The organism is Salegentibacter sp. 24 (assembly GCF_004362395.1).
In the GTDB taxonomy this organism is placed as follows: domain Bacteria; phylum Bacteroidota; class Bacteroidia; order Flavobacteriales; family Flavobacteriaceae; genus Salegentibacter.
Window position 1 is genome coordinate 177340 of the sequence record NZ_SNWE01000003.1, and the last position, 20752, is coordinate 198091.

12 protein-coding genes and 1 pseudogene are annotated in these 20752 nt (G+C 38.3%); 2 read left to right on the forward strand and 11 right to left on the reverse strand.

Translation table 11 applies throughout. The annotated features are described in order from the left end of the window. Positions 1–11 precede the first annotated feature (11 nt). The 5 genes from DET49_RS03305 to DET49_RS03325 all read right to left on the reverse strand — a co-directional run bounded on the left by DET49_RS03305 (position 12) and on the right by DET49_RS03325 (position 8638). Positions 12–419 carry a transmembrane 220 family protein gene (locus tag DET49_RS03305; RefSeq protein WP_133546725.1) on the reverse strand — a complete coding sequence of 136 codons (408 nt, stop codon included), beginning with the start codon at positions 417–419 and terminating at the stop codon, positions 12–14. Positions 420–508: 89 nt separating this feature from the next. Further along, on the reverse strand, positions 509–2479 hold the full coding sequence (locus tag DET49_RS03310) for a c-type cytochrome (RefSeq protein ID WP_133546726.1): 1971 nt from the start codon (positions 2477–2479) through the stop codon (positions 509–511). 19 nt (positions 2480–2498) lie between these two features. Further along, positions 2499–4352, reverse strand: a complete 1854-nt coding sequence (locus DET49_RS03315) for a DUF1080 domain-containing protein (RefSeq protein ID WP_133546727.1) — start codon at positions 4350–4352, stop codon at positions 2499–2501. Positions 4353–5131: 779 nt separating this feature from the next. Beyond that, the gene (locus DET49_RS03320) at positions 5132–5500 is read right to left on the reverse strand and encodes a transmembrane 220 family protein (RefSeq protein ID WP_133546728.1); all 369 of its coding nucleotides are present in this window, start codon (positions 5498–5500) and stop codon (positions 5132–5134) included. Positions 5501–5551: 51 nt separating this feature from the next. Further along, the gene (locus tag DET49_RS03325; protein ID WP_208109608.1) at positions 5552–8638 is read right to left on the reverse strand and encodes a HEAT repeat domain-containing protein; all 3087 of its coding nucleotides are present in this window, start codon (positions 8636–8638) and stop codon (positions 5552–5554) included. A gap of 224 nt (positions 8639–8862) precedes the next feature. On the opposite strand from DET49_RS03325, the gene DET49_RS03330 reads away from it, so the two are divergent. After that, a complete protein-coding gene (locus tag DET49_RS03330; RefSeq protein WP_133546730.1) occupies positions 8863–10137 on the forward strand; it encodes an IS1380 family transposase in 1275 nt (424 codons plus the stop codon). 234 nt (positions 10138–10371) lie between these two features. Here the strand turns inward: DET49_RS03330 and DET49_RS03335 are convergent, their stop codons facing one another. The 4 genes from DET49_RS03335 to DET49_RS03355 form a co-directional block, all read right to left on the reverse strand. Continuing rightward, complete coding sequence (locus DET49_RS03335; RefSeq protein WP_133546731.1) at positions 10372–10554, reverse strand: hypothetical protein; 183 nt, start codon at positions 10552–10554, stop codon at positions 10372–10374. A gap of 305 nt (positions 10555–10859) precedes the next feature. Further along, complete coding sequence (locus tag DET49_RS03340) at positions 10860–11576, reverse strand: hypothetical protein (RefSeq protein ID WP_133546732.1); 717 nt, start codon at positions 11574–11576, stop codon at positions 10860–10862. Between the two features lie 50 nt (positions 11577–11626). Beyond that, positions 11627–11935: a Dabb family protein gene (locus DET49_RS03345; protein ID WP_166636534.1), complete on the reverse strand. Its 309-nt coding sequence runs from the start codon at positions 11933–11935 to the stop codon at positions 11627–11629. Positions 11936–12627: 692 nt separating this feature from the next. Then, a complete protein-coding gene (locus DET49_RS03355) occupies positions 12628–14514 on the reverse strand; it encodes a glycoside hydrolase family 97 protein (protein ID WP_243729505.1) in 1887 nt (628 codons plus the stop codon). A gap of 213 nt (positions 14515–14727) precedes the next feature. On the opposite strand from DET49_RS03355, the gene DET49_RS03360 reads away from it, so the two are divergent. After that, complete coding sequence (locus DET49_RS03360) at positions 14728–16002, forward strand: IS1380 family transposase (protein ID WP_133546730.1); 1275 nt, start codon at positions 14728–14730, stop codon at positions 16000–16002. 279 nt (positions 16003–16281) lie between these two features. Here DET49_RS03360 and DET49_RS03365 read toward each other — a convergent pair. Together DET49_RS03365 and DET49_RS03370 are read right to left on the reverse strand one after the other, a co-directional pair. Further along, positions 16282–16508: pseudogene (locus DET49_RS03365) on the reverse strand (transketolase C-terminal domain-containing protein). A gap of 73 nt (positions 16509–16581) precedes the next feature. Continuing rightward, on the reverse strand, positions 16582–20661 hold the full coding sequence (locus tag DET49_RS03370; protein ID WP_133546735.1) for a hybrid sensor histidine kinase/response regulator transcription factor: 4080 nt from the start codon (positions 20659–20661) through the stop codon (positions 16582–16584). Between the last annotated feature and the right edge of the window lie 91 nt (positions 20662–20752).

Here is a 20752-nt window from a genome sequence, read left to right on the forward strand (position 1 = left end):
CTCCTATTCTCCTAATTTTGCCCTGCAAAAGGTTTAACATCATCTTTCCTGGATCGCTTTTTTCGAAAACCCGTAAGGGCAGCAAGGGTCATAATAACGGAAATTATCAGCAGACCAAATGATTCCCGTGCCTTTTCCATATCAAGGGTTTTCATGGAAAGATCCTTTTGTTGCCATTCCTGCAACACCCATTCACTTACAGAAGAAGGGAAGAAGTATACTCCTAATACAAAGCTAACTAATGCGACCAGGGCCGTAAGCCACGTAAAATATTTTCTCATAGCTGTCAATACGCACAAGATGGCGGCAATGGCGTAAGCAGCCACCCAAATTACTGCATCTGGATCATTGCCCTGCCAATATGCAAAAAGGATAAACAGCAGGCTCCAAATACTGAAAAAGAATTGCGATAGGCGCATTGTATTAACTTTAGGGATACTTTTTCAAGTAATTATTGAAAATTATTTCTTTACCTTAATCTGCCTTTCTTAAAAGTTAACCCAAAAAACTAGTCGGCTTCATTATTTAATGAATTTATGTATGCAGCTATTTTTAAACCATCTTCTTTAGATACTTGAGGCATAGGAGGCATGGCAACGGGATAATCAGGCCAGTTTGCTGGCTGTGGATTATGAATAAGCTCTAAGATTTTTTCATTGCTGTAATTCCTCTTTGCAACCTCCCGGTATGCTGGTCCTACTTGTTTTTTATCTACTGCGTGACATGCAAAACAATTATTTTTTTGAAGTAAAGCCTGAACAGTCTCGTAATCCGGCACCTCTTGCTCCTGGGAAGCTACAGTGGGCTTATTAGACTTAGAACTTTCTTTTTCGTTACTAGCAGAAGGTTCTTTTTTAACTGCCGGTGAACTGGAAACGCTATAATCTGCGGGATCTAATTGTTCTCCCTTGGGTATTGCATTTAGCGTATAATAAGCAGTTGGATGTACCAGTGAATGTGATCTTTCATCAGCTCTCACCCCGAAAAGAGATAGTTGGTGAACAAAACTTTTTCGTAAACTATCCACAGCTATTCTTACTTTCATGCCATCTTCGGAGACTTTTACCCCTTTAATTTCATGACTTTTAAGTTTAACCGGCGGACTTCCATACACTGGAAAATACTTGTATATAAAACTATCCACGGAATAAGAGGAAAGATCTGTAGCAGATTTCCGGTCTACAGGTTTAGTAAACTCAATTTCAAAACCATCAGGCATAGCTCGAACAGCCTTCATTTCAAAGGGCACTCGCTTATTCCACACCAGGCGTTGTAAACCCTGATTGGCTTCTCCCGCTGAACCCCAGCCTCGATTGGTTTCACCTACGAAAAGTGAACCATCTTTAGCCCAAGCCAGTCGCAGTACTCCTGATTGAAATCCACTTCTAAAACCTAAGGCTGCTCCCTGGTGTACTCCGTTTACTTCTTCCATGAACACTCTCATAATCATGCTCATTCCCTGATCACCCACTAATAATTGTCCTTCAAAAGGGCCAAAACTACCTTCAGGTATTTTTACGATCTCGGAATTAGAAATTCCAAGAATTCCATGGGGCAACCAGACTGCAGGAGTCTGCAATTGAGGAAAATCATCCTTTAATTCATATAAACTAACAAAATCCTCATTCTGATCATTTTCCGGTTTTATATACCTTCCATTTTCATCCTTGTTAAACTTGGGATCAACCTTGGCATAAATTTGTTCTGTAGTGATATCAACAGGAGAAGATGGTTTGTCTGACCAACGCAGACCAGCCGGATGCCCGGTAAAAGAGCCTTTATTTACCTTCCATATTCCTCCTGAACCCATCCAGTCTCCCTGGTTTTCAGCGTAGAAAAACTCCCCGTCAATCATTCCCAGTCCTGCCGGAGATCGCATTCCTGTGGCCCATGGCTCCATTGTACCATCTTCCGAGATCTTCATAGTCCAACCCCGCCATGGAACCCTGCTCTCACCTCGCCACCATTGTTCACTTCCAAATGCTACATTTCCAGTCACAAAAAACGAGCCGTCAGGTGCTATTTTAGGACCAAAACTATATTCATGATAGTGTCCTGATAGAGGCCAGGAATATACTGTCTTATATAAATCTGCCTTTCCATCCTGATCGGTATCCTCCAGCTTTGTCAATTCTCCCCTTTGTGCTGCATAAAAAGCTCCATCCTTGTAAGCCAGGCCTAAGGGTTCATGTAAACCGGAAGCAAAATGTCGAAAGAAAGGATTAGAACTAGTTGGATTTTCTATTACGTAAACTTCTCCTCTTCTTGTGGCTACCCCTAAATTTCCATTGGGCAGCACACACAATCCCCCTACTTCAAGTAATATTCCCTCAGGGGTTCGGATATTCCGGATATTAAAAAAATCTTCCTCCATTGGGGATTCCTGTGCATTGAGTGTTGTACAAAAACCTGTGCACAGAACAGCAAAAACATGAAGATATAATTTTTGTAAAAATAGATTGCTCTTGTTTGGTATCATTTTAAGCTATATTATAATATTAATAAAGAAGAGTATAAGTAATATTGGAATTCAAAGGTATCAGCAGCTCCTGTCCTTTGTCACTAGAGCGAACCACAGGTTTTTCTCTTCCAGTATCATCCAATCTGATATAATATTCTTTATCTCCGATTAGAAACAACTCATCAGAAAGCTTTTCAATTTTATCTGCATTGGCAAGTCTAACGTGCAGGTTATTCACAGGAGTATCCACCGAAATTTTTCTTTGGATTCCCTGTCCCTCGTTAATGACCTTTAACTCATCCTTTATATCCGCACCATAAATACTATAATGAAAGGAAGGTATATCTTTTTGATCAAGTTTGTATCCAAGTGCTCTGTAATTCCTTCCAGTTGTATCGGCCGCCCATTTCTGCTCCTTAGAAGAAAGTTTTCCCACAGAAATTCCTAAATCACCTAAAGGCAAAACACTCCCTAAGGGAACAGATGTTCCATTTCCACGGCTGTACCACATAGGGGTGGCATCTAAAAACTTCCCTCTCCAGATTTGTGCTAATGTACCACTGTTTAAGTCATAGGTATAATGCAGCTGCAGGGGATGCCCTACCGAAACAGCATGAGTTAGAAGCTTGCCTTGAGATTCTTCCCCTCCGGGTATATTCATAAAACTGCGCAAAACTTTAGAATCTTCTGCCTCGACTAAAATAGGATCAACGGGCTTATCAAAATCTCCGCTTTGATCACTAATTAGGTATTCTCGTAGCCCTTCACCGGAAATCTTAAGTCCCAGACCAGGATCTACCCAATCTTGAAATTTAGAGTATATCACTTCAAAAGGAAGCTCTCCCGCTGGAAGATTTATCGTAGTTTTTCCTCCTCCACTTCTAAAGGAAAGCAATTCTTTTTCATTCACTCTGATCAGTCCAGTTCCCCCGGGGGTTTCCAGGTCAAAAGTATATTCTCCTGCTTGCGGAACATTGAGCTCTCCTGTATAGCGAACTAAAAACTGGTCAGCGCCCGTATTTAAATCTGAGGTAAGCATGGCTGATTTCCCCTCCGCTTCAGGAGGAAGATTTTCATAATCAGGTTCTTTATCATACCTCCCTTTATAGATTTTATAATTAAGATTCGTCAGTTCAGGACGAGGTTTCTCAAACCTGGTTATTTTCATATTTCGAAACGCAACAGCTCCATGGTCTCCCTGGATACGAATCGGACCGACGGGTTTTTCGCCTGCAACTGAACTACCACGCGTGGGGCCTAAGAGTTCCAAATCTTCATGGATTGTCACTCCGTTCAATTTTACATAGATGAATTTGGCATTTTCAATTTTCTCCCCCTGAGCGTTAAATTTTGGAGCCTTAAAGGACACCTCCAGATGCTGCCATAAGCCAGGAGCCTTGCTCACATTCTGGCGCGGTGAATATCCCTGGTAACCTTTTTCCCCTTCAGGTTTTTGATCATCCCAACGTTGATAAACCCCTCCGTTTTCTCCAGAAGTAATAGCATTTACTCCCCAACTATCCTTTAACTGAAGTTCATACTGACCTTGAAAATAAATTCCAGAATTTGAGCCTTTTGCCATTAGATAATCGAGCTCTAAATCGATATTTCCGTACTCATCCTCAGTGTAAAGATCCTGTCCATTATTTCTATCTGGATCATTTACAAGAATGCCGGTTCCCCTTACAACTTTAAGTTCATTTGATTCATCTAAATCAGTAAAGACATTACCTGCAGTGCGCCAGCTGTCACCTGGATTTTTAAAAGATGAAAGATCATTGAAATCAAATTCCTGTTGCTGGCCAAAGGAAGTTTGTACAAAGAGAACAAGCGTCAGTAGAAGGATAATTCTTTCACTTCTAAAATGGTGATGAAAATACTTAAAATTCATTTTTTTGTTTTAATTAATCAATAGAATTTTCTGTGTTCTAAAAGGATGTGATTTATTCCATTAAAACACAAAACTAAATCGTTCTAGTTAGGAAAAGGTAAATATTACTATTATTTTTCATTTGGCAAAATTTATGAAAAATTTTTTATATTATTTAAAATTCATTTTCTTTAGCAGACCCTTAAAACCCATTGATTTTCAATTATTTATTTTCTAGTTCATAGAGATTTTTGTAATCGATTTTCATAAATATCCTTCCTACAAATGATTTATTGAGTAGCATTATGCTGAGAATCTGCAAAATTTCCTAGATTTCCCACTCCACCTTTAAGGTGTTTGCTATGATTGTGAGAAGAAAGTAAGCGATAATTGAACAGTAAATTTGAATCTTAACAGCATTCCTGGTATTTCCTTAAAAAGATTTAATTTTTAAAAGCTGTTTCATCCACTTAAAAACAACTCCACCTCCCATCGCTTTTAATACAGAAATGTTATTTCACTCGTGCTGATTTACTATTTTAACCCATAAAATTATTTAATTACTAATGCGAATCGAGGGTTGAAAAAATAGTAAAAAAGTAAGTCTAATTTGTTGAAAACAACGCATTATACTTGCTCAAGTCGCTTTCAAATCGAAAATTATTTCAATGAACGTTTATCATTTATATAATCATACTTCCCAATGATTCACATACCTCTTAACCGGACACTAATGATTTTATTTTAACATATTTCGCTGTTATTAAAAGGGTTAAACCTTATTCCCCGAAATAGGGAATTCAAGTAGAAATAAAATAATTCATGGCTAATGCAGCACTAATAATAATTAACCCAAAAAACTCCCGAGTCTTTTCAATATAAGGCTTGGTTGCCTGCATACTGTGTACGATACTTTCTTGCTTATATTTGGTAATCCATTCAAGAACTCCATTTTCTGAAAAAAATAATATCACTGCATAAACCAGGTAAAGTCCAATTGCTAAAAGATATACCAGCGGAAAATATTGCCCAAACGTCGCCAGCCCACAACCTACAGATGCTATCATATAAATAGACACCCAAAGCCACGAATCTTTATCGTTTAAATTAACATATGCAAATCCTGCAAAGGCGAGACAGAAAAAAACGTTTAAAATAGAAAACAGCATAGAATTGGTTTATTTAAATTTCTCAATAATTTAAAAACAGTGATAGCTAACTTATTCTCCATGTGAACGGGTGATTTCTTTTGAGCTACCTGCACTCATTTCATCTTCTTTTAAAGTTGCTAAATAACTTACAAGGTCACGGATTTCCTTAGCGGTAAGCAAGTGTTTCATATTTGGCATACTCGAGGTAGCATTATTCCTCTGCAATACATTCTTTTTCTGGATGATCGTATCTGGCTGATTGCCCATTTTTATTGCAAGACTGCTATCGTTCTCAGATTGAAGTACTCCTGTAAGTTTTTGTCCATTATCAAGTTCAACTGATACAATCCCAAATCCTGGAGCCAGATCCTTACTTGGAACTATCAAAGCCTCCAGTATTTGCTCTCGGGATAATCTTCCAGCCACCCCATTTATACGCGGCCCTGCATTTCCTCCGTAATCATCAAAAGAGTGGCATTTCATACATTGAGCAGTTGGGTGCTCCAGGAAAATTTTTCTTCCTTCCTGCTCGTTCCCTCCAAACAAACTTCCCTGATAAGCCGCCAATGCAGATTCGGATCCCTTACCAAGGCTTATTTTTTCATAACGTGATTTTAAGGTTCGAGATTGCGTGCTGTCAATAGCCTCCGCTAATTCCAGATGAATTCCTGGCACCAGTTTTCCATGGTCCATTTTGTCCAGAAGATCCTCAAAAATTTCCTGAGAAAATTGTACAGGTATACTTCCAAGCGTGAGAACTGCTGCCTGTTTTTCTTCCAAACTCCGCTTATCAATTACTTCTGCTAATAATCGGGCAGTTAATTCTTTTGAAACATCTTGAGTTGCCAACAATTCCAGCCCTTTTATCCTTACCGATTTTTCTTTGTCAGAAATGGCCTGCTGGATAGCTTTATCCATTTGTTTATAATTCATCCCTGCTAAAGCAGTCAATGCTGAAACACGCACCTCCGGTTCGCTGTCCTTTTGTAACATTCCAAAAAGTTTGGATGATCCATTCTCGATTTGAAGCTTAGCAATAGCCATAATGGCATTGATTCGCACGGATTTTTCTCTCTCGCCAAGTAATTGGATTAAGGGTACAGCAGCTTCTTCCCTGACAAGAGTGGGATCGCGCTCTATCACCCCTCTATATCGGCCGTCCACCCGATCCAGAACAGAAGGATTAGGCCAGGTACTCAATGCTTTCAAAGCTTCAATCCGCATAGCTAAGGGAGCACTTTTTTTCTGCGCAAATCGGATAAGATTCTGCATCGCCTTTGGGCTGCCAACTCTTAAATTTGCATTAATCGAACGTCTTATCAAGGGTTCATTGGTGAATTCTGTTGTTATAAGTACATTTCCAAGTGCGGGCAATGCTTGCTCTATAGAATAATCGTCATTAATGGCACGTGCCGCCTCTGTTACAATATATTCATCCCCATCATCCAAAAATTCTGTAATCTGCGGGTGCCTAAGCCTGCGCAATGCAAGAACTGCTCCCATTCTAACAGCCGGTGAGGAGTGATCGGACAAATCTATAATAGGTGTAGCATTACCTATCCTGGCTAAAGCTAGGCTCGCAGCATGTCGGATATATTCATCTTTGTCATTATTGGCTTCCAGTAGACTAATTATAGGCTGAATAGCAGGATCATATGCAATTCTTCCCAATGCCTCGGCAGCAAAGAACCGAGCTCTGCTATGACTATCCTTTAGAAGTGGCATCAACTGGTTTCCAGCTTCCTTATATCGTATATCTCCAATCCATTTAGCTGCTTGAGCTCTTATCTCAGGATCACTATCCTTCAATAACGGTATTAATAATTGTGCATATTTTTTTTCCTTTCGGGCTAGTTGACTGATTCCCCATATGCCATGAATACGGGCTAATTGATGGTCCTGCTGTTTGATACTTTTTTTGAATTCTTCCACCCCTTTAGCTCCTCGCTTAACCAATTCAAATTGTGCTTTTTGCCTGACCCTCATATCAGGATTTTTTAAATATCCTCCTAGCTCACTTTCATTTACCAACGAGAAATCTGCAGAAAGTAATTTTTCCGTGAGTTGTCGTTGTGGACTTGATGCTTCTTTATCAATATCAAGCTTCCAGATTCTACCTTTATTTTTGGTATCCCATCCTTCCAGCCAGTCGGCTACATAAAGGGCTCCGTCTGGACCAAAATCCATACCAGTTGGCAATATTCCCTTAACCAGCATTTCTGTCTCGCCCAATTCAAAAGAGGCCCCGCTTGGATTTAACTTAAAGGCGTGCACCCCAGATTGAGCGGGGTTACCGACAAATTCGGAAACAAAAAAGGTCTTTTTATATTTTTCACCCAATGCTGTCCCGGGATTGTATACCATCCCGGCAGGGCCACTTATATAATTTGCAATGGCGGGAGTAATGTAAGCTGCCTGGCCCTCAAAACGTGGCAAAAAGAGCTTCTCATCCATCCATACTTTGTAGCTATTGTTATCTGGATCCCTATATTTTCCAAACTGCCAGTTTATCCTCCAGCCTGAATCTGATCCATTAACTAAGTACACAAGCCTTTCTTTTTCACCAGGATGATCACCGTCATTATCTACACTGAAAAGATTTCCATACTCATCAAAAACAAATTCATGTGTGTTTCTCACTCCCATAGCGAATACTTCAAAATCACTCCCATCAGGATTAGCTCTGACTATAACCCCTCTGTTGGGATATTTCCACTCCTTGCCGTCCGGTCCTTGCCCGTTAAATCCTATATCCCCTATTCCCCAGTAAATTCTACCAGCCGGGCCCATCTCTAATCCAGACATCCCATGTCCTCCGAAGCCTATATGGACCCCGTATCCATGGGATATGGAAGTTTTCTCATCAGCTAGACCATCCCCATTGGAATCTTTTATTCTCCATAGATCAGGTGCCACTCCAACAAAAAGATCATCCCCCTGGATTAAAACAGCCCCTGCAACATCATTGACCTCATCATTGAAATCTTCTACAACAAGCTGGGAAAAATCTGCCACGCCATCTCCGGATACATCTTCCAGTCGATACACATGTTCCTTCTCCATGGTCAAATCTTTCCAATCATGAGATCCATCGCCGTTAAGATCAGCCAGCCATTCATTTTCAGCACTGTTTTCAGGAGACAATGTTCTGTGCAAAAAATCACGTTTGTCCTCGACCGTTTGCAACTTAATTGAGGCCGTTTCCCACTCCTGATGTCCTCGTATATCAAATTCCGAATTTTTCTGTCTATTTGTTCTTGTATAACCTTAAATCCGCAGGTTAGCATTAAAAAAGAAAAGGAAAAGCCACTAAAACCAAAGGTTAAAAGGCTTTTCCAATTCAAATATTTTCACCAATTTGGGTGAAAACATCGTTGCGGATGAAAATTACAACTTCATTAGAAAACATACAATCATTTGGCGGGCTTAATTTTGTTTCAGCCGAATTTGACCAATTAAACCTTCCAGAAATGATTGCCCGGCACCTTGGGCAGCGCCCTTCACAAGCCAAGTTTAGCTATTCTGATATGGTCAGAAATATGTGGTCGGTTCTTTTTTCCGGAGGTGACTGCGCAGAAGATTTGCAAACCAACTTAAAAAATGAGTTCCTGCATATCCAGGACCTCAATGTATGTTCTCCGGATACTGTTTTGCGCCTTCAGAAATCCTTGGCTCTGGGCAAGGAAATCCATATAGGCAAGTCGGGGTCTGTGAATGAATTCAGCAAACATCCCAAGCTCAATGCTCTAAACCTGGATCTGTTGCTGCAATCAAAAACATTGTGCCCAAACCAGTCTTATGATCTTGACTTTGACCACCAGTTTATCCCTTGTGAGAAATACGATTCCAAAAAGGGCTATAAAATGAAGCAGGGCTATTTCCCGGGCGTGGCAAGCATCGGCAAACATATCGTGTATGTTGAGAACAGGAACGGCAACTCTAATGTAAAGTTCAAACAGGCGGAAACACTGCAGGACACCTATGATCTGCTAAAAAGCCAAAACATTCAAATTGACAGGAGCCGTATGGACTGTGGCTCTTTTACAAAGGAAATCATTAAAACGGTCCAGGCCAACAGCGAAAGGTTTTACATCAGGGCTCAGCGCTGTGGTGAACTGTCCAACAAAATAAAGAACGTACAACAATGGCAAACGGTAAAAATAGGGCTGTTCGATGTGGAGGTCTGCAGTATCGAGTATACACCTTTTGGGGGCAAGAAAACATATCGGTACGTGATAAGCAGAGAAAAGAACCATACCGGCCAGACCGATGCTTTTTTTGGCGATGCCTTTACCTACAGGGCAATAGCCACTAATGACCTGGCTTCCACCGATAAAGAGATCATAGAATACTACAATCAAAGAGGGACCTCCGAAAGGATATTTGATCAAATGAACAATGATTTTGGATGGAAGAACCTGCCCTTTTCTTTTTTAGAGGAGAATACGGTGTATATGATCCTGACGGCCATGTGCAGGAATTTCTATTTGATGCTCTTAGAGAAATTATCCAAAAAAATACCTTTTGTGAAGCCTTACTTCAGGCTCAAAAAGTTCATCTTCCGCTTTGTAACCGTGCCTTTCAAATGGATCAGACGAGCAAGACAGAGGATCCTCAAATTATTCACCAAAAAACCCTACCACCTACTGGTTTAAAGGTTCTAACTACCAGCAAATATTAACCTTTATGGGGAAGGTATGCCCATGTATCAGCGCTAATAGCCCTAAAACCGTTATTCGTTGCCAATCTCACTCACGGAAAAACAGTGGGGTTAAAAAAAAACAAAATAAGGATATGAGTACACCCAAATAACAGAATTTGTAAAAATATAACCCAAAACAGAAGACAAAAAACCTTAAATTCACCCTACAAAATAGATTTTAAAATCACTAATTAACTACCTGCGGATTTAAGGTATAATACAAATTCCCCTGATCATCTATATCTATAGCAATAGGATCAGCTACCAGAGAATCTACTCCCCATATCTTGAGGCTGAGTCCGTTGGCAATTTCAGGATTAATTAATTCCTCGATATCTTTAGCCAAGGCTGTTGCAACCTCCGAATCCATTTGCTCTATTCTTGTATCAACCGGATCATTTTTACAGCTAAATAGAAAAAGAGCACATAAAAAAGAGCACAACCAAAGAAAAGAAGTGTTATTAACAAAAAAACAATTACCATTTTTCTTCATGAAATTTATATTTAATGATGAGATTTTATATCGAACACATTTTTTAACACCTCTCCCGGAGGAAGATTATTTGATTAATAGTACAGTTTTTATAATAAGTCGTCATTTAAGAATATCCAGCTAAATATGAATAGGTTGCCACTAGCGTCCAATTATGAAACCCCTGCTCTATTGTCAAGGATTTAGTAAAAAAAACGCTCACTATGCGGTTCATAAGATGATCCCCAGATTTTAATATTGTCAAATTTTCCGGTATCGTCAAAAGAACCAAATCCGATATACCCAAAATCATAATGCATATCCTTGGCCTCCATAACAGGGGTAGTCATATCATTGATAAATACTCTTATACAACCTGTTTCAATATTTCTTTCCAATCGAATTTTGTGCCACCGTTCGGTAGTTCCCCAGTCTACTCCTTCGGTTGTCCTAGAGGCAATATTTGTTCTAGGAGCGTCATTGACCAGGAAAATATTATGTGCATTCTGATCAGCGCTGGTAGCCATATGGATATAGTAGAATTTGGAAGGATCCTTTAATCCAAAAAACAGGCATAAATCTCTGTGCCCATATTCTTTCCCGGTTTGCTGCACATCGGCTTCCAAAATAAAACTGCCAAATTTCATGTTCTTTATATAAGCAATATTTAATGGAGAGCGCACCGGAGGTTGGTATCGACTTTTTCCATAAAGCACAAGGGCTTCCCCTTGGTTCCCCTTACCAATTTGCCATGCTGAGGAGTCTGTTATTTCAAAATGATTAAGATTCACATCACCCTCAAAGTCCTGCTCGTAGAGCAGTTCATAATTAGAAGGAATCTGCTGTGCCCGCATAAAAGTTGTTGCGAAAAAGATTGATATTGCGGTTTGAAATAAAACAATTCTTGTTAGAGCAAACATTCATCTGAATTTTAGGTGTTCTTATTTTAACATCTCACCAATATCAAAAACTATTTAGTTATGGGAATATAATCTACTACAAACACATCTTCCACAATTTTCATTTCTCCCAAAAATTCTCCAAATTTTTGATGTTCGGGATGGGGTAAATAGGTATCTCTTGCATCGGCATCTTCAAAAGTGAACTGATAAACATGCGTGAACCCATTATTTTTATTTTCCGGGCTGTCATTGATTCCATGTTCAAAAGCAACAATACCAGGGATTTTATTTTGCAGATTGCTTATAGCACTGGTTACTTTCTCAATTTGATCTGGCGTAGCTGTAGATTTATATTTGAAAATTACTATATGTCTCATTTGCTTTTCATTTGAATTCTGACATCCCGAAAAAATCAGGTTTAGGGTTAAAAGAACTAGTATCGTTCTAGCATTTAATATTCTTTTCATGTACAATAAATTAATTATTGGAAAAAGTGAGAACTCGTTAGCAAAACTAAATTTCAAAATAACAAAGCATGAACTAGCCTTAATGGGTCAAATTTATTAGAGTTTTAAAACGTTCCAATTTTACTGGAACACTCGTGATCTCTGCTCTAATCGAAAAAGAAATGCAGCGGCTATTTTTGCAAAACAACGAGCATAAAATAATGCATTTTTATTATGGCTATTTTTCATATTGTTTTAGATTAATAAGTATTGGTTTACTATGATGGGGTTAAAAAGTTTTACAAGTGAGTTCTAAGGAATCCTGGAGCATTAATTTTTAAACATCGATTTATAAAATTTCAAGCCCTCCCGGGCCGCCTCGTCCGAACTCGCTGCCAATGGTCTCCAAATGCAAGTTGCCTTGGCAATTTATTCTGAAACTGCACAAAAGGTTTCAATAACAATAGCACACTCATAACCTCAAAAAAAGCATCATAAATAATTATAAATACTTTTAAACTGTTGTGAAAATGGTAGGTGTTGTATAGATACAAAAAATACAACATTAAACTAATAAAATCCTTCAAAAATTCATAGGTCAAACCGTAAAACAATTCGAGAAATTAATTGCTAATTAATAACGCCCCCCCTTCCGGCAAAAGCTTTATTTTTAGTTTAGCATTACTGCTTACTTGCACCTTTTTTTCACCAGCGGTGAGATCTTCTTTATCATAGATCATCTGTACCTTTTCATTTTTTAACATGGGAAGATCCAAATTGAGTTCTTTCCCAATTTTCTCACCATTGACTGCAGCCACATACCATTTTGAACCTTTTCTTCTGGCAATAACACAATGTTTACCGGGGACACCTTCAATAAAAACGGTTTCGTCCCAGGTGGTAGGAACTTCTCTTAGAAAATCGAGGACATATTCCGGTTGTTCATCTAAATTATTAGGTGTCAGTCCAAAATGTTGAACAGGTGAAAAATATAATACTGATGTAGCCAGTTCAAAAGCATCAGTAGTGGAACGAATAGTTCCTTCGTTTTGCTTTCTGGACAACCTGTTGTTTAAAAAAACCGGTGCAAAATCCATTGTTCCTACGGCATTCCTGGTAAAAGGCAAGATCGTGGCATTTAGTGCATGCTTATCCAGAGCTTCCTGCCTGAAAACAAGATTTTCAGATGCCAGCACAGCTTCTGAAGTTATAAAATTCGGAAACATTCGCTGCCAGCCTCTGGGCAGTGTGCAGCCATGGAAAGTAACACCAAGGCCATAATTATTTGCATCGGTAAGTATATCTTCATACAGTCTCATGGTATGTTGTTTATCACCCCCAAAAAAATCTACTTTGATTCCTTTTACACCTATTTTTTGCATCCACTTCATTTCCTTATTTCTTGAAGGGGAAGAGTTCATGCGGTCCTGCGGGGTTTGTGGTGCGTTATTCCAATAGCCGTTTGAATTATACCAAAGAATTACATCTACATTTTTAGAATTGGCATATTGCACAAGATCTTCCATTCTCTGGTGACCTATGTTATTATCCCACCAATTGTCGATTAGTACATATTCAAAGTCCAGGTCAGCTGCCATATCAATATACCGTACCTGATCGTCATAATTAATACTTTTATCCTGCCATACGATCCAGCTCCATGCAGCCCGTCCTGTTTTGTATTCCTGTGAGGCTTTATATAAAGGTTTGACTAAATCAAAGGCTACAGTAGATTCTACAATCGGTTTTAGGGATTCTCCAAGAGTAAGTGTTCTCCAGGGAGTCTGAGCCGGTAATGCCATTGAAGGATAGGTTTCGCCTATCCCATTGTTTTCCCCTTCCTGAGGAAATTCCAGTGTATAGATTCCCTGAGCATTACCTTCTCCCAATCTTGAACCAACATACTGCCCGTGCACGCCCGTTTCTGATATGAGAACCCAACCATTTTTTCCAAGTTTAAATAAGGCAGGAAAAGTGAATCCAACACCATATTTGGAAGCAGTACCCACGGGCATATCTTTTAAATACTCCTCTTCGTAACTGGGTTTAGTATTTTCCCAACCGATCATGGGCAAGGCTTGTGAAGTAATATAGGCTGTAGCATAATCGGGAAGGTTAAATGCAGTTGTTTCTTCCTTAATACGTATTTTGGTTTGATTCTTACCTCCTATGATTTTGTAAGAAAAAGCAAGGTCGCGATCACTTACTCTAAATATAACTTTAAGGGTATCACTGTTCTCATTTATGAAAGTACTGACTAATTCATTTGCACGATAATCAACCTTACTAACTTTAGCCCTATTCAGCTCATAAGTTTCGGATACTTCTTTTTTCTGATTTTCAATAAACTTCAGGTTCTGCGCAAACTGTCCTATCGAAGTCTTCATCCCCAATGAAGAATTCTCCAGAAAAACTACTTCATTCAATTTCACATCAAAATTCGGAGCGCCAGCTTCGTTAATTTTTACATTAAGCTTTATTTTTTTATTGGGACTTTCAATCGTACCCACTATTTGAGCATAACAAAGATTATATACAGAAGAAAAGATGAGACAAAATGTTACTAAACAATGTTTGAAATGCATATGATATCTTTTTTATTATAAAGCCTTAAATCCGCAGGTTAGCATTAAAAAAGAAAAGGAAAAGCCACTAAAACCAAAGGTTAAAAGGCTTTTCCAATTCAAATATTTTCACCAATTTGGGTGAAAACATCGTTGCGGATGAAAATTACAACTTCATTAGAAAACATACAATCATTTGGCGGGCTTAATTTTGTTTCAGCCGAATTTGACCAATTAAACCTTCCAGAAATGATTGCCCGGCACCTTGGGCAGCGCCCTTCACAAGCCAAGTTTAGCTATTCTGATATGGTCAGAAATATGTGGTCGGTTCTTTTTTCCGGAGGTGACTGCGCAGAAGATTTGCAAACCAACTTAAAAAATGAGTTCCTGCATATCCAGGACCTCAATGTATGTTCTCCGGATACTGTTTTGCGCCTTCAGAAATCCTTGGCTCTGGGCAAGGAAATCCATATAGGCAAGTCGGGGTCTGTGAATGAATTCAGCAAACATCCCAAGCTCAATGCTCTAAACCTGGATCTGTTGCTGCAATCAAAAACATTGTGCCCAAACCAGTCTTATGATCTTGACTTTGACCACCAGTTTATCCCTTGTGAGAAATACGATTCCAAAAAGGGCTATAAAATGAAGCAGGGCTATTTCCCGGGCGTGGCAAGCATCGGCAAACATATCGTGTATGTTGAGAACAGGAACGGCAACTCTAATGTAAAGTTCAAACAGGCGGAAACACTGCAGGACACCTATGATCTGCTAAAAAGCCAAAACATTCAAATTGACAGGAGCCGTATGGACTGTGGCTCTTTTACAAAGGAAATCATTAAAACGGTCCAGGCCAACAGCGAAAGGTTTTACATCAGGGCTCAGCGCTGTGGTGAACTGTCCAACAAAATAAAGAACGTACAACAATGGCAAACGGTAAAAATAGGGCTGTTCGATGTGGAGGTCTGCAGTATCGAGTATACACCTTTTGGGGGCAAGAAAACATATCGGTACGTGATAAGCAGAGAAAAGAACCATACCGGCCAGACCGATGCTTTTTTTGGCGATGCCTTTACCTACAGGGCAATAGCCACTAATGACCTGGCTTCCACCGATAAAGAGATCATAGAATACTACAATCAAAGAGGGACCTCCGAAAGGATATTTGATCAAATGAACAATGATTTTGGATGGAAGAACCTGCCCTTTTCTTTTTTAGAGGAGAATACGGTGTATATGATCCTGACGGCCATGTGCAGGAATTTCTATTTGATGCTCTTAGAGAAATTATCCAAAAAAATACCTTTTGTGAAGCCTTACTTCAGGCTCAAAAAGTTCATCTTCCGCTTTGTAACCGTGCCTTTCAAATGGATCAGACGAGCAAGACAGAGGATCCTCAAATTATTCACCAAAAAACCCTACCACCTACTGGTTTAAAGGTTCTAACTACCAGCAAATATTAACCTTTATGGGGAAGGTATGCCCATGTATCAGCGCTAATAGCCCTAAAACCGTTATTCGTTGCCAATCTCACTCACGGAAAAACAGTGGGGTTAAAAAAAAACAAAATAAGGATATGAGTACACCCAAATAACAGAATTTGTAAAAATATAACCCAAAACAGAAGACAAAAAACCTTAAATTCACCCTACAAAATAGATTTTAAAATCACTAATTAACTACCTGCGGATTTAAGGTAAAGTAAAAATCAAGGCTTTATTTTCGCTTAAGTACTTTGAGACTGGCTTTCAAAATAGCATCAGCATTTAAACCATACTTTTCGAATAATTTTTCAGGCGTTCCGCTTTCCCCGAAAGTATCCTTTGTGGCCACAAATTCCTGCGGTGCTGGATGATTCTCTGCCAGGGTACGGGCAACACTCTCCCCAACTCCGCCAAGGAATTATGTTCTTCAGCAGTTACCACGCATCCGGTCTTCTTCACCAAATTAATAATGGCCTGCTCATCTAAAGGTTTAATAGTTTGAATATTGATCATTCCGATAACCCCCTTATTGTTAAGATTTAAATTCACTAGGAGTTTTACCGTATTTTTCCTTAAAAACTTTTCTAAAGTATTTTATATTATTAAAACCAACTTCGTAAGATGCCTGAGAAACTGAGAAATTTTCATTTTTAATTAACCCTGCTGCTCTTTCCACCTTCAAATTTCTTATATATTCATTGATACTTAAGCCCGTAATTGCTTTAAGTTTTCTATATAAAGAGGTTCTGCTCATTCCTATATCCTTGGAAATCAAATCAACATTATCTGTCCCTTTTCCTATATGCTTTGTCACAATTAAGTCAAGCTCAGAAAGAAACTCTTTTTCTTTATTTAATAAGCTGGAAACTTTCTCCTTAGGCTCAATATCCTCCTTGGTTCCATTTTTAAAATAATGATGTAAACGCACTCTGCTGGATAGTAAATTCTTCACCCTGGTTTTCAATAATTTGGAATTAAAGGGCTTCACAATATAAGCATCAGCACCCTGCTCATACCCCAGGTTTATACTTTCTAGGTTTGCTTTTGCGGTAAGAAGAATTATAGGAATATGGCTTGTAGAAACCTGTTGTTTTAATTCAGAACATAAATCTATTCCATTTTTTTCCGGCATCATAACATCTGAAATAATAATATCCGGTACATAGTTCGAAGCTTTGACAATACCTTCCTGACCATTTCTAGAATATAGCACATCGTACTCCTCCTGAAAGATTCCGCTTAGAAAACTTAAAATTTCCTCATTATCATCTATAATAAGAATAAGTTGTTTGTTATCTCGTGAACTGAAACTAGCTATTTGTTTAGAAGATTTACTTCGATCAAAGAAGACTGAATCATTTTCTCCAACCACCTCTTCCACTTCAACAGGTGTTTTTTTATTTCCTTTAATTTGATCCGAAGGAATCCTCAAGGTGAAAATTGTTTTTTCTCCCGGGGTACTTTCTACTTTAATATCCCCTCCATGCAATTCAGCAAAACGTCTCGATAACCCTAATCCAATGCCTGTCCCAGTTTTCTTCCTATTGGAATTAGAACGGTAATACCAATCAAAAATATGTAATAATTCATCCTTATTAATTCCTGTACCCGTGTCTTTCACTGAAATTTCAAACTCATGTTCATAACAGCTCAACATAACTTTTACTTCTCCTCCCTTTCTACAGTATTTTATCGCATTGGACAGCAGATTATTCACAATAACTTCAATTTTCTCTTTGTCTATAAGAAATATTTTTTTGTCAGCTGGTAACGAATACTCTAGTGATATATTTTTTTCACTGGCAAGGGGGAGGTAGTTTGTCACCCACTTTTTCAAATTACCTGAAAGATTATGCTCTCTTTTATTCAATTGGCTCAAACCTTCTTCTGCTTTTCTAAATTCTAACAATCTGTTGATTGAGCGATGCAGCTTTTTGGCATTTCTTTGAATAAATAAAAGATCATTTTTTAGTTTTTTATTCTGGTTTTCAGATAGCATATTTTCTACAGGAGCCAGAATCAAAGTTAGAGGAGTTTTAAGTTCGTGAGAAAATGCAGTAAAAAATCGAAAACGCTCTTCGTTCAAATCATGTTCTAACTGACGCTGTTTCTTTTCAAGCAAAAGAGAGTTCTTAAGATGCAACCTTTCCGAGTAATAATTAAAAGTGATCCAAATCAGAAAGCCTATAAGGATAAAATATAACAAATAAGCGGGAAAGGTTCTCCAAAAAGGATGCGCAACTACAATTTTAAGTTCCTTAATATTCTGGGCACCTAAACCAGAATTAGCCATCACTTTCAGGGTATATTCTCCAGGAGGCACACTGGTAAAATTGGCCACTCCTGCTTCCTGTTCTTCGATCCAATATTCATTATAATTTTCGAGTTTATAAGCATATTTCAGATTATGAGCTGCGGGGTACTTCAATGCTGCAAATTCGACTGAAAATGAATTTTGATTATGCTTCAACTTAATTTCATCCTGATAGAGCATAGTTTTGCTTAGGATAGCATTTCTCTCCTTCTCATGGATCTTGATGGGTTTGTTAAGAACTTTTAAACCCTTAAATAGTATAGGGTATTCATTTTCTAAGGTGCTGAAATGATTTGGATTTAAAATATTCAAGCCATTATTACCTCCAAAATAGAGGTGCCCGGAAGAAACTCGTAAAGCTGCACCTATATTGAATTCTCCTGCCTGGATGTTATTTAGGGAAGAAATGTCTAGCACTTCATTTGTGCGGAGATTAAAACGATTAATTCCATTATAAGTACCCATCCAAATATACGATGAATCTTCCTGAACAAGACTATTTACGGTATTATTACTTAGCCCATCTCTTTCAGTAAAACTTAATACTTGCTCTGATTTTGGATTAAACTGAAGTAACCCCCCATATCTTGTTCCTGCAAAAATTTCTCCATCGAGTGCCAGAACCGAAAAAAGTATATCACTATTAATCCCTTTTGTATTCTCCTTGTTATAATTACTAAACTCACCACTGTCTGGATTAAAACTTATCAGTCCCGATCCAAATGTAGCAAGCCATAAATTTCCACACTGATCATCGTCTATAGATCGTATATCAATCTTTCCCAGGGTTGCGATATAATTGAACCTGTCTTTACTTTCAATATATTTATATAATCCCCCTCGGTTTGTCCCAACCCATATCGTGCCATTAGCTGATTCGTAAATCACTCTTACATCACTACCCTCTGAAACAGCACCTTGAAGATAATGTTTGGATTTACCCGTGCCGGTATCTAACTTATTTAAACCTCCTTGATAAGTTCCTACCCAAACTCTCTTCTTACTGTCCTCAAGAATAGAGAGAATATAATTATTACTTAAGCTATGCTTTATTCCTTCAACATGACTGTAATTATCAATATTACCGGTACGGGGATCGTATAAATCAAGACCTCCTCCATCCGTGCCAATCCAAATTTTATCGTTGTTACTCTTTGCCAACGCCCCTATTCGGTTGTGGCTAATGGATTTTTCGTCTTTATTATGTCTTAAAAGTCTAACGGGTTCTCCCTTTGGATTGACATAGTTAATTCCGGTAGGGGTCCCAATCCACATATTTTGATCCCTATCCATAGTAATGACGGAAACCGTACGGTTAAAAACGCTGCTTCCATCACTTCTGGGAGTATACCACTGGAGCTCGAGACGAGGATCGTCATCAAGCAAAGAAAATTTACTAATTATATTAAGCCCTCCGTTTCTTGTCCCAATCCACATATTACCGCATTGATCTTCCTCAAAACACAGGACATCATCATCACTTAAACCAGTTTTTACAGAGGTGGTAGCACCGAGACGAATAGTATCATTCTGACTTGTGATAACCTGAAGCCCATCTCGGGTACCTATCCATAAATTACCTTCATTATCCTCATATAAACTATTTATAACAGCCGGTTTCTCTGAATTATTTTTGGTAAAAAGATGGGTAACCTTTCCGTCTTTAAGATTGATTTTATTTAGCCCATTATTATATGTGCCAATCCATAATAAGCTATCATGTTGCAGTTGTATAGAAGAAATTTCATTTGAGGTAAGATTAATATTATGTAAAAATTTTTCCTGTGGAAATTTAAAGTTCCAATTATCACTGGCAAATTGAATTCCCCCTCGATAAGTTCCAATGATCATTTTACCATCTGGGCCAACCCCAATAGAACTTACACTGTTGTTGAGCAGTCCATCCTCAGTATTTATCATTCGAAAATCATCTTTGACAAGGTTGTAAATCGCTAGTCCACCGTCAGTGGCTATCAACAGCTCATCACTATTCATAATTTTCAATTGCTGAATATAATTATTTGCCAACCCATTATCTGGTGATTCAAAATCCTTTTTAAAATGGAGGAACTCACTTCCATCATAACGATTTAGGCCATCAATTGTAGCTATCCATATAAAACCCAGGGAATCCTGTTTGATATCATTAATAAAATTATGCGATAAACCTGTAGAAACATCCAAGAGATGAAAATGCAAGTTATCCGCTAATAATCTATTTTCGGCTTTTTGATCTTGTCCAACCAAGAAGAAAACTCTAAAAATAAATAGAAAAACAAATAAATAATGAATCTTCATTTAGAGGTATTAAAATTTTGAAATAATAGAAAATATACCGCTAATAAATGGAATAATAAGCAATTGACCGATTTACCCCCTATCATTTAAC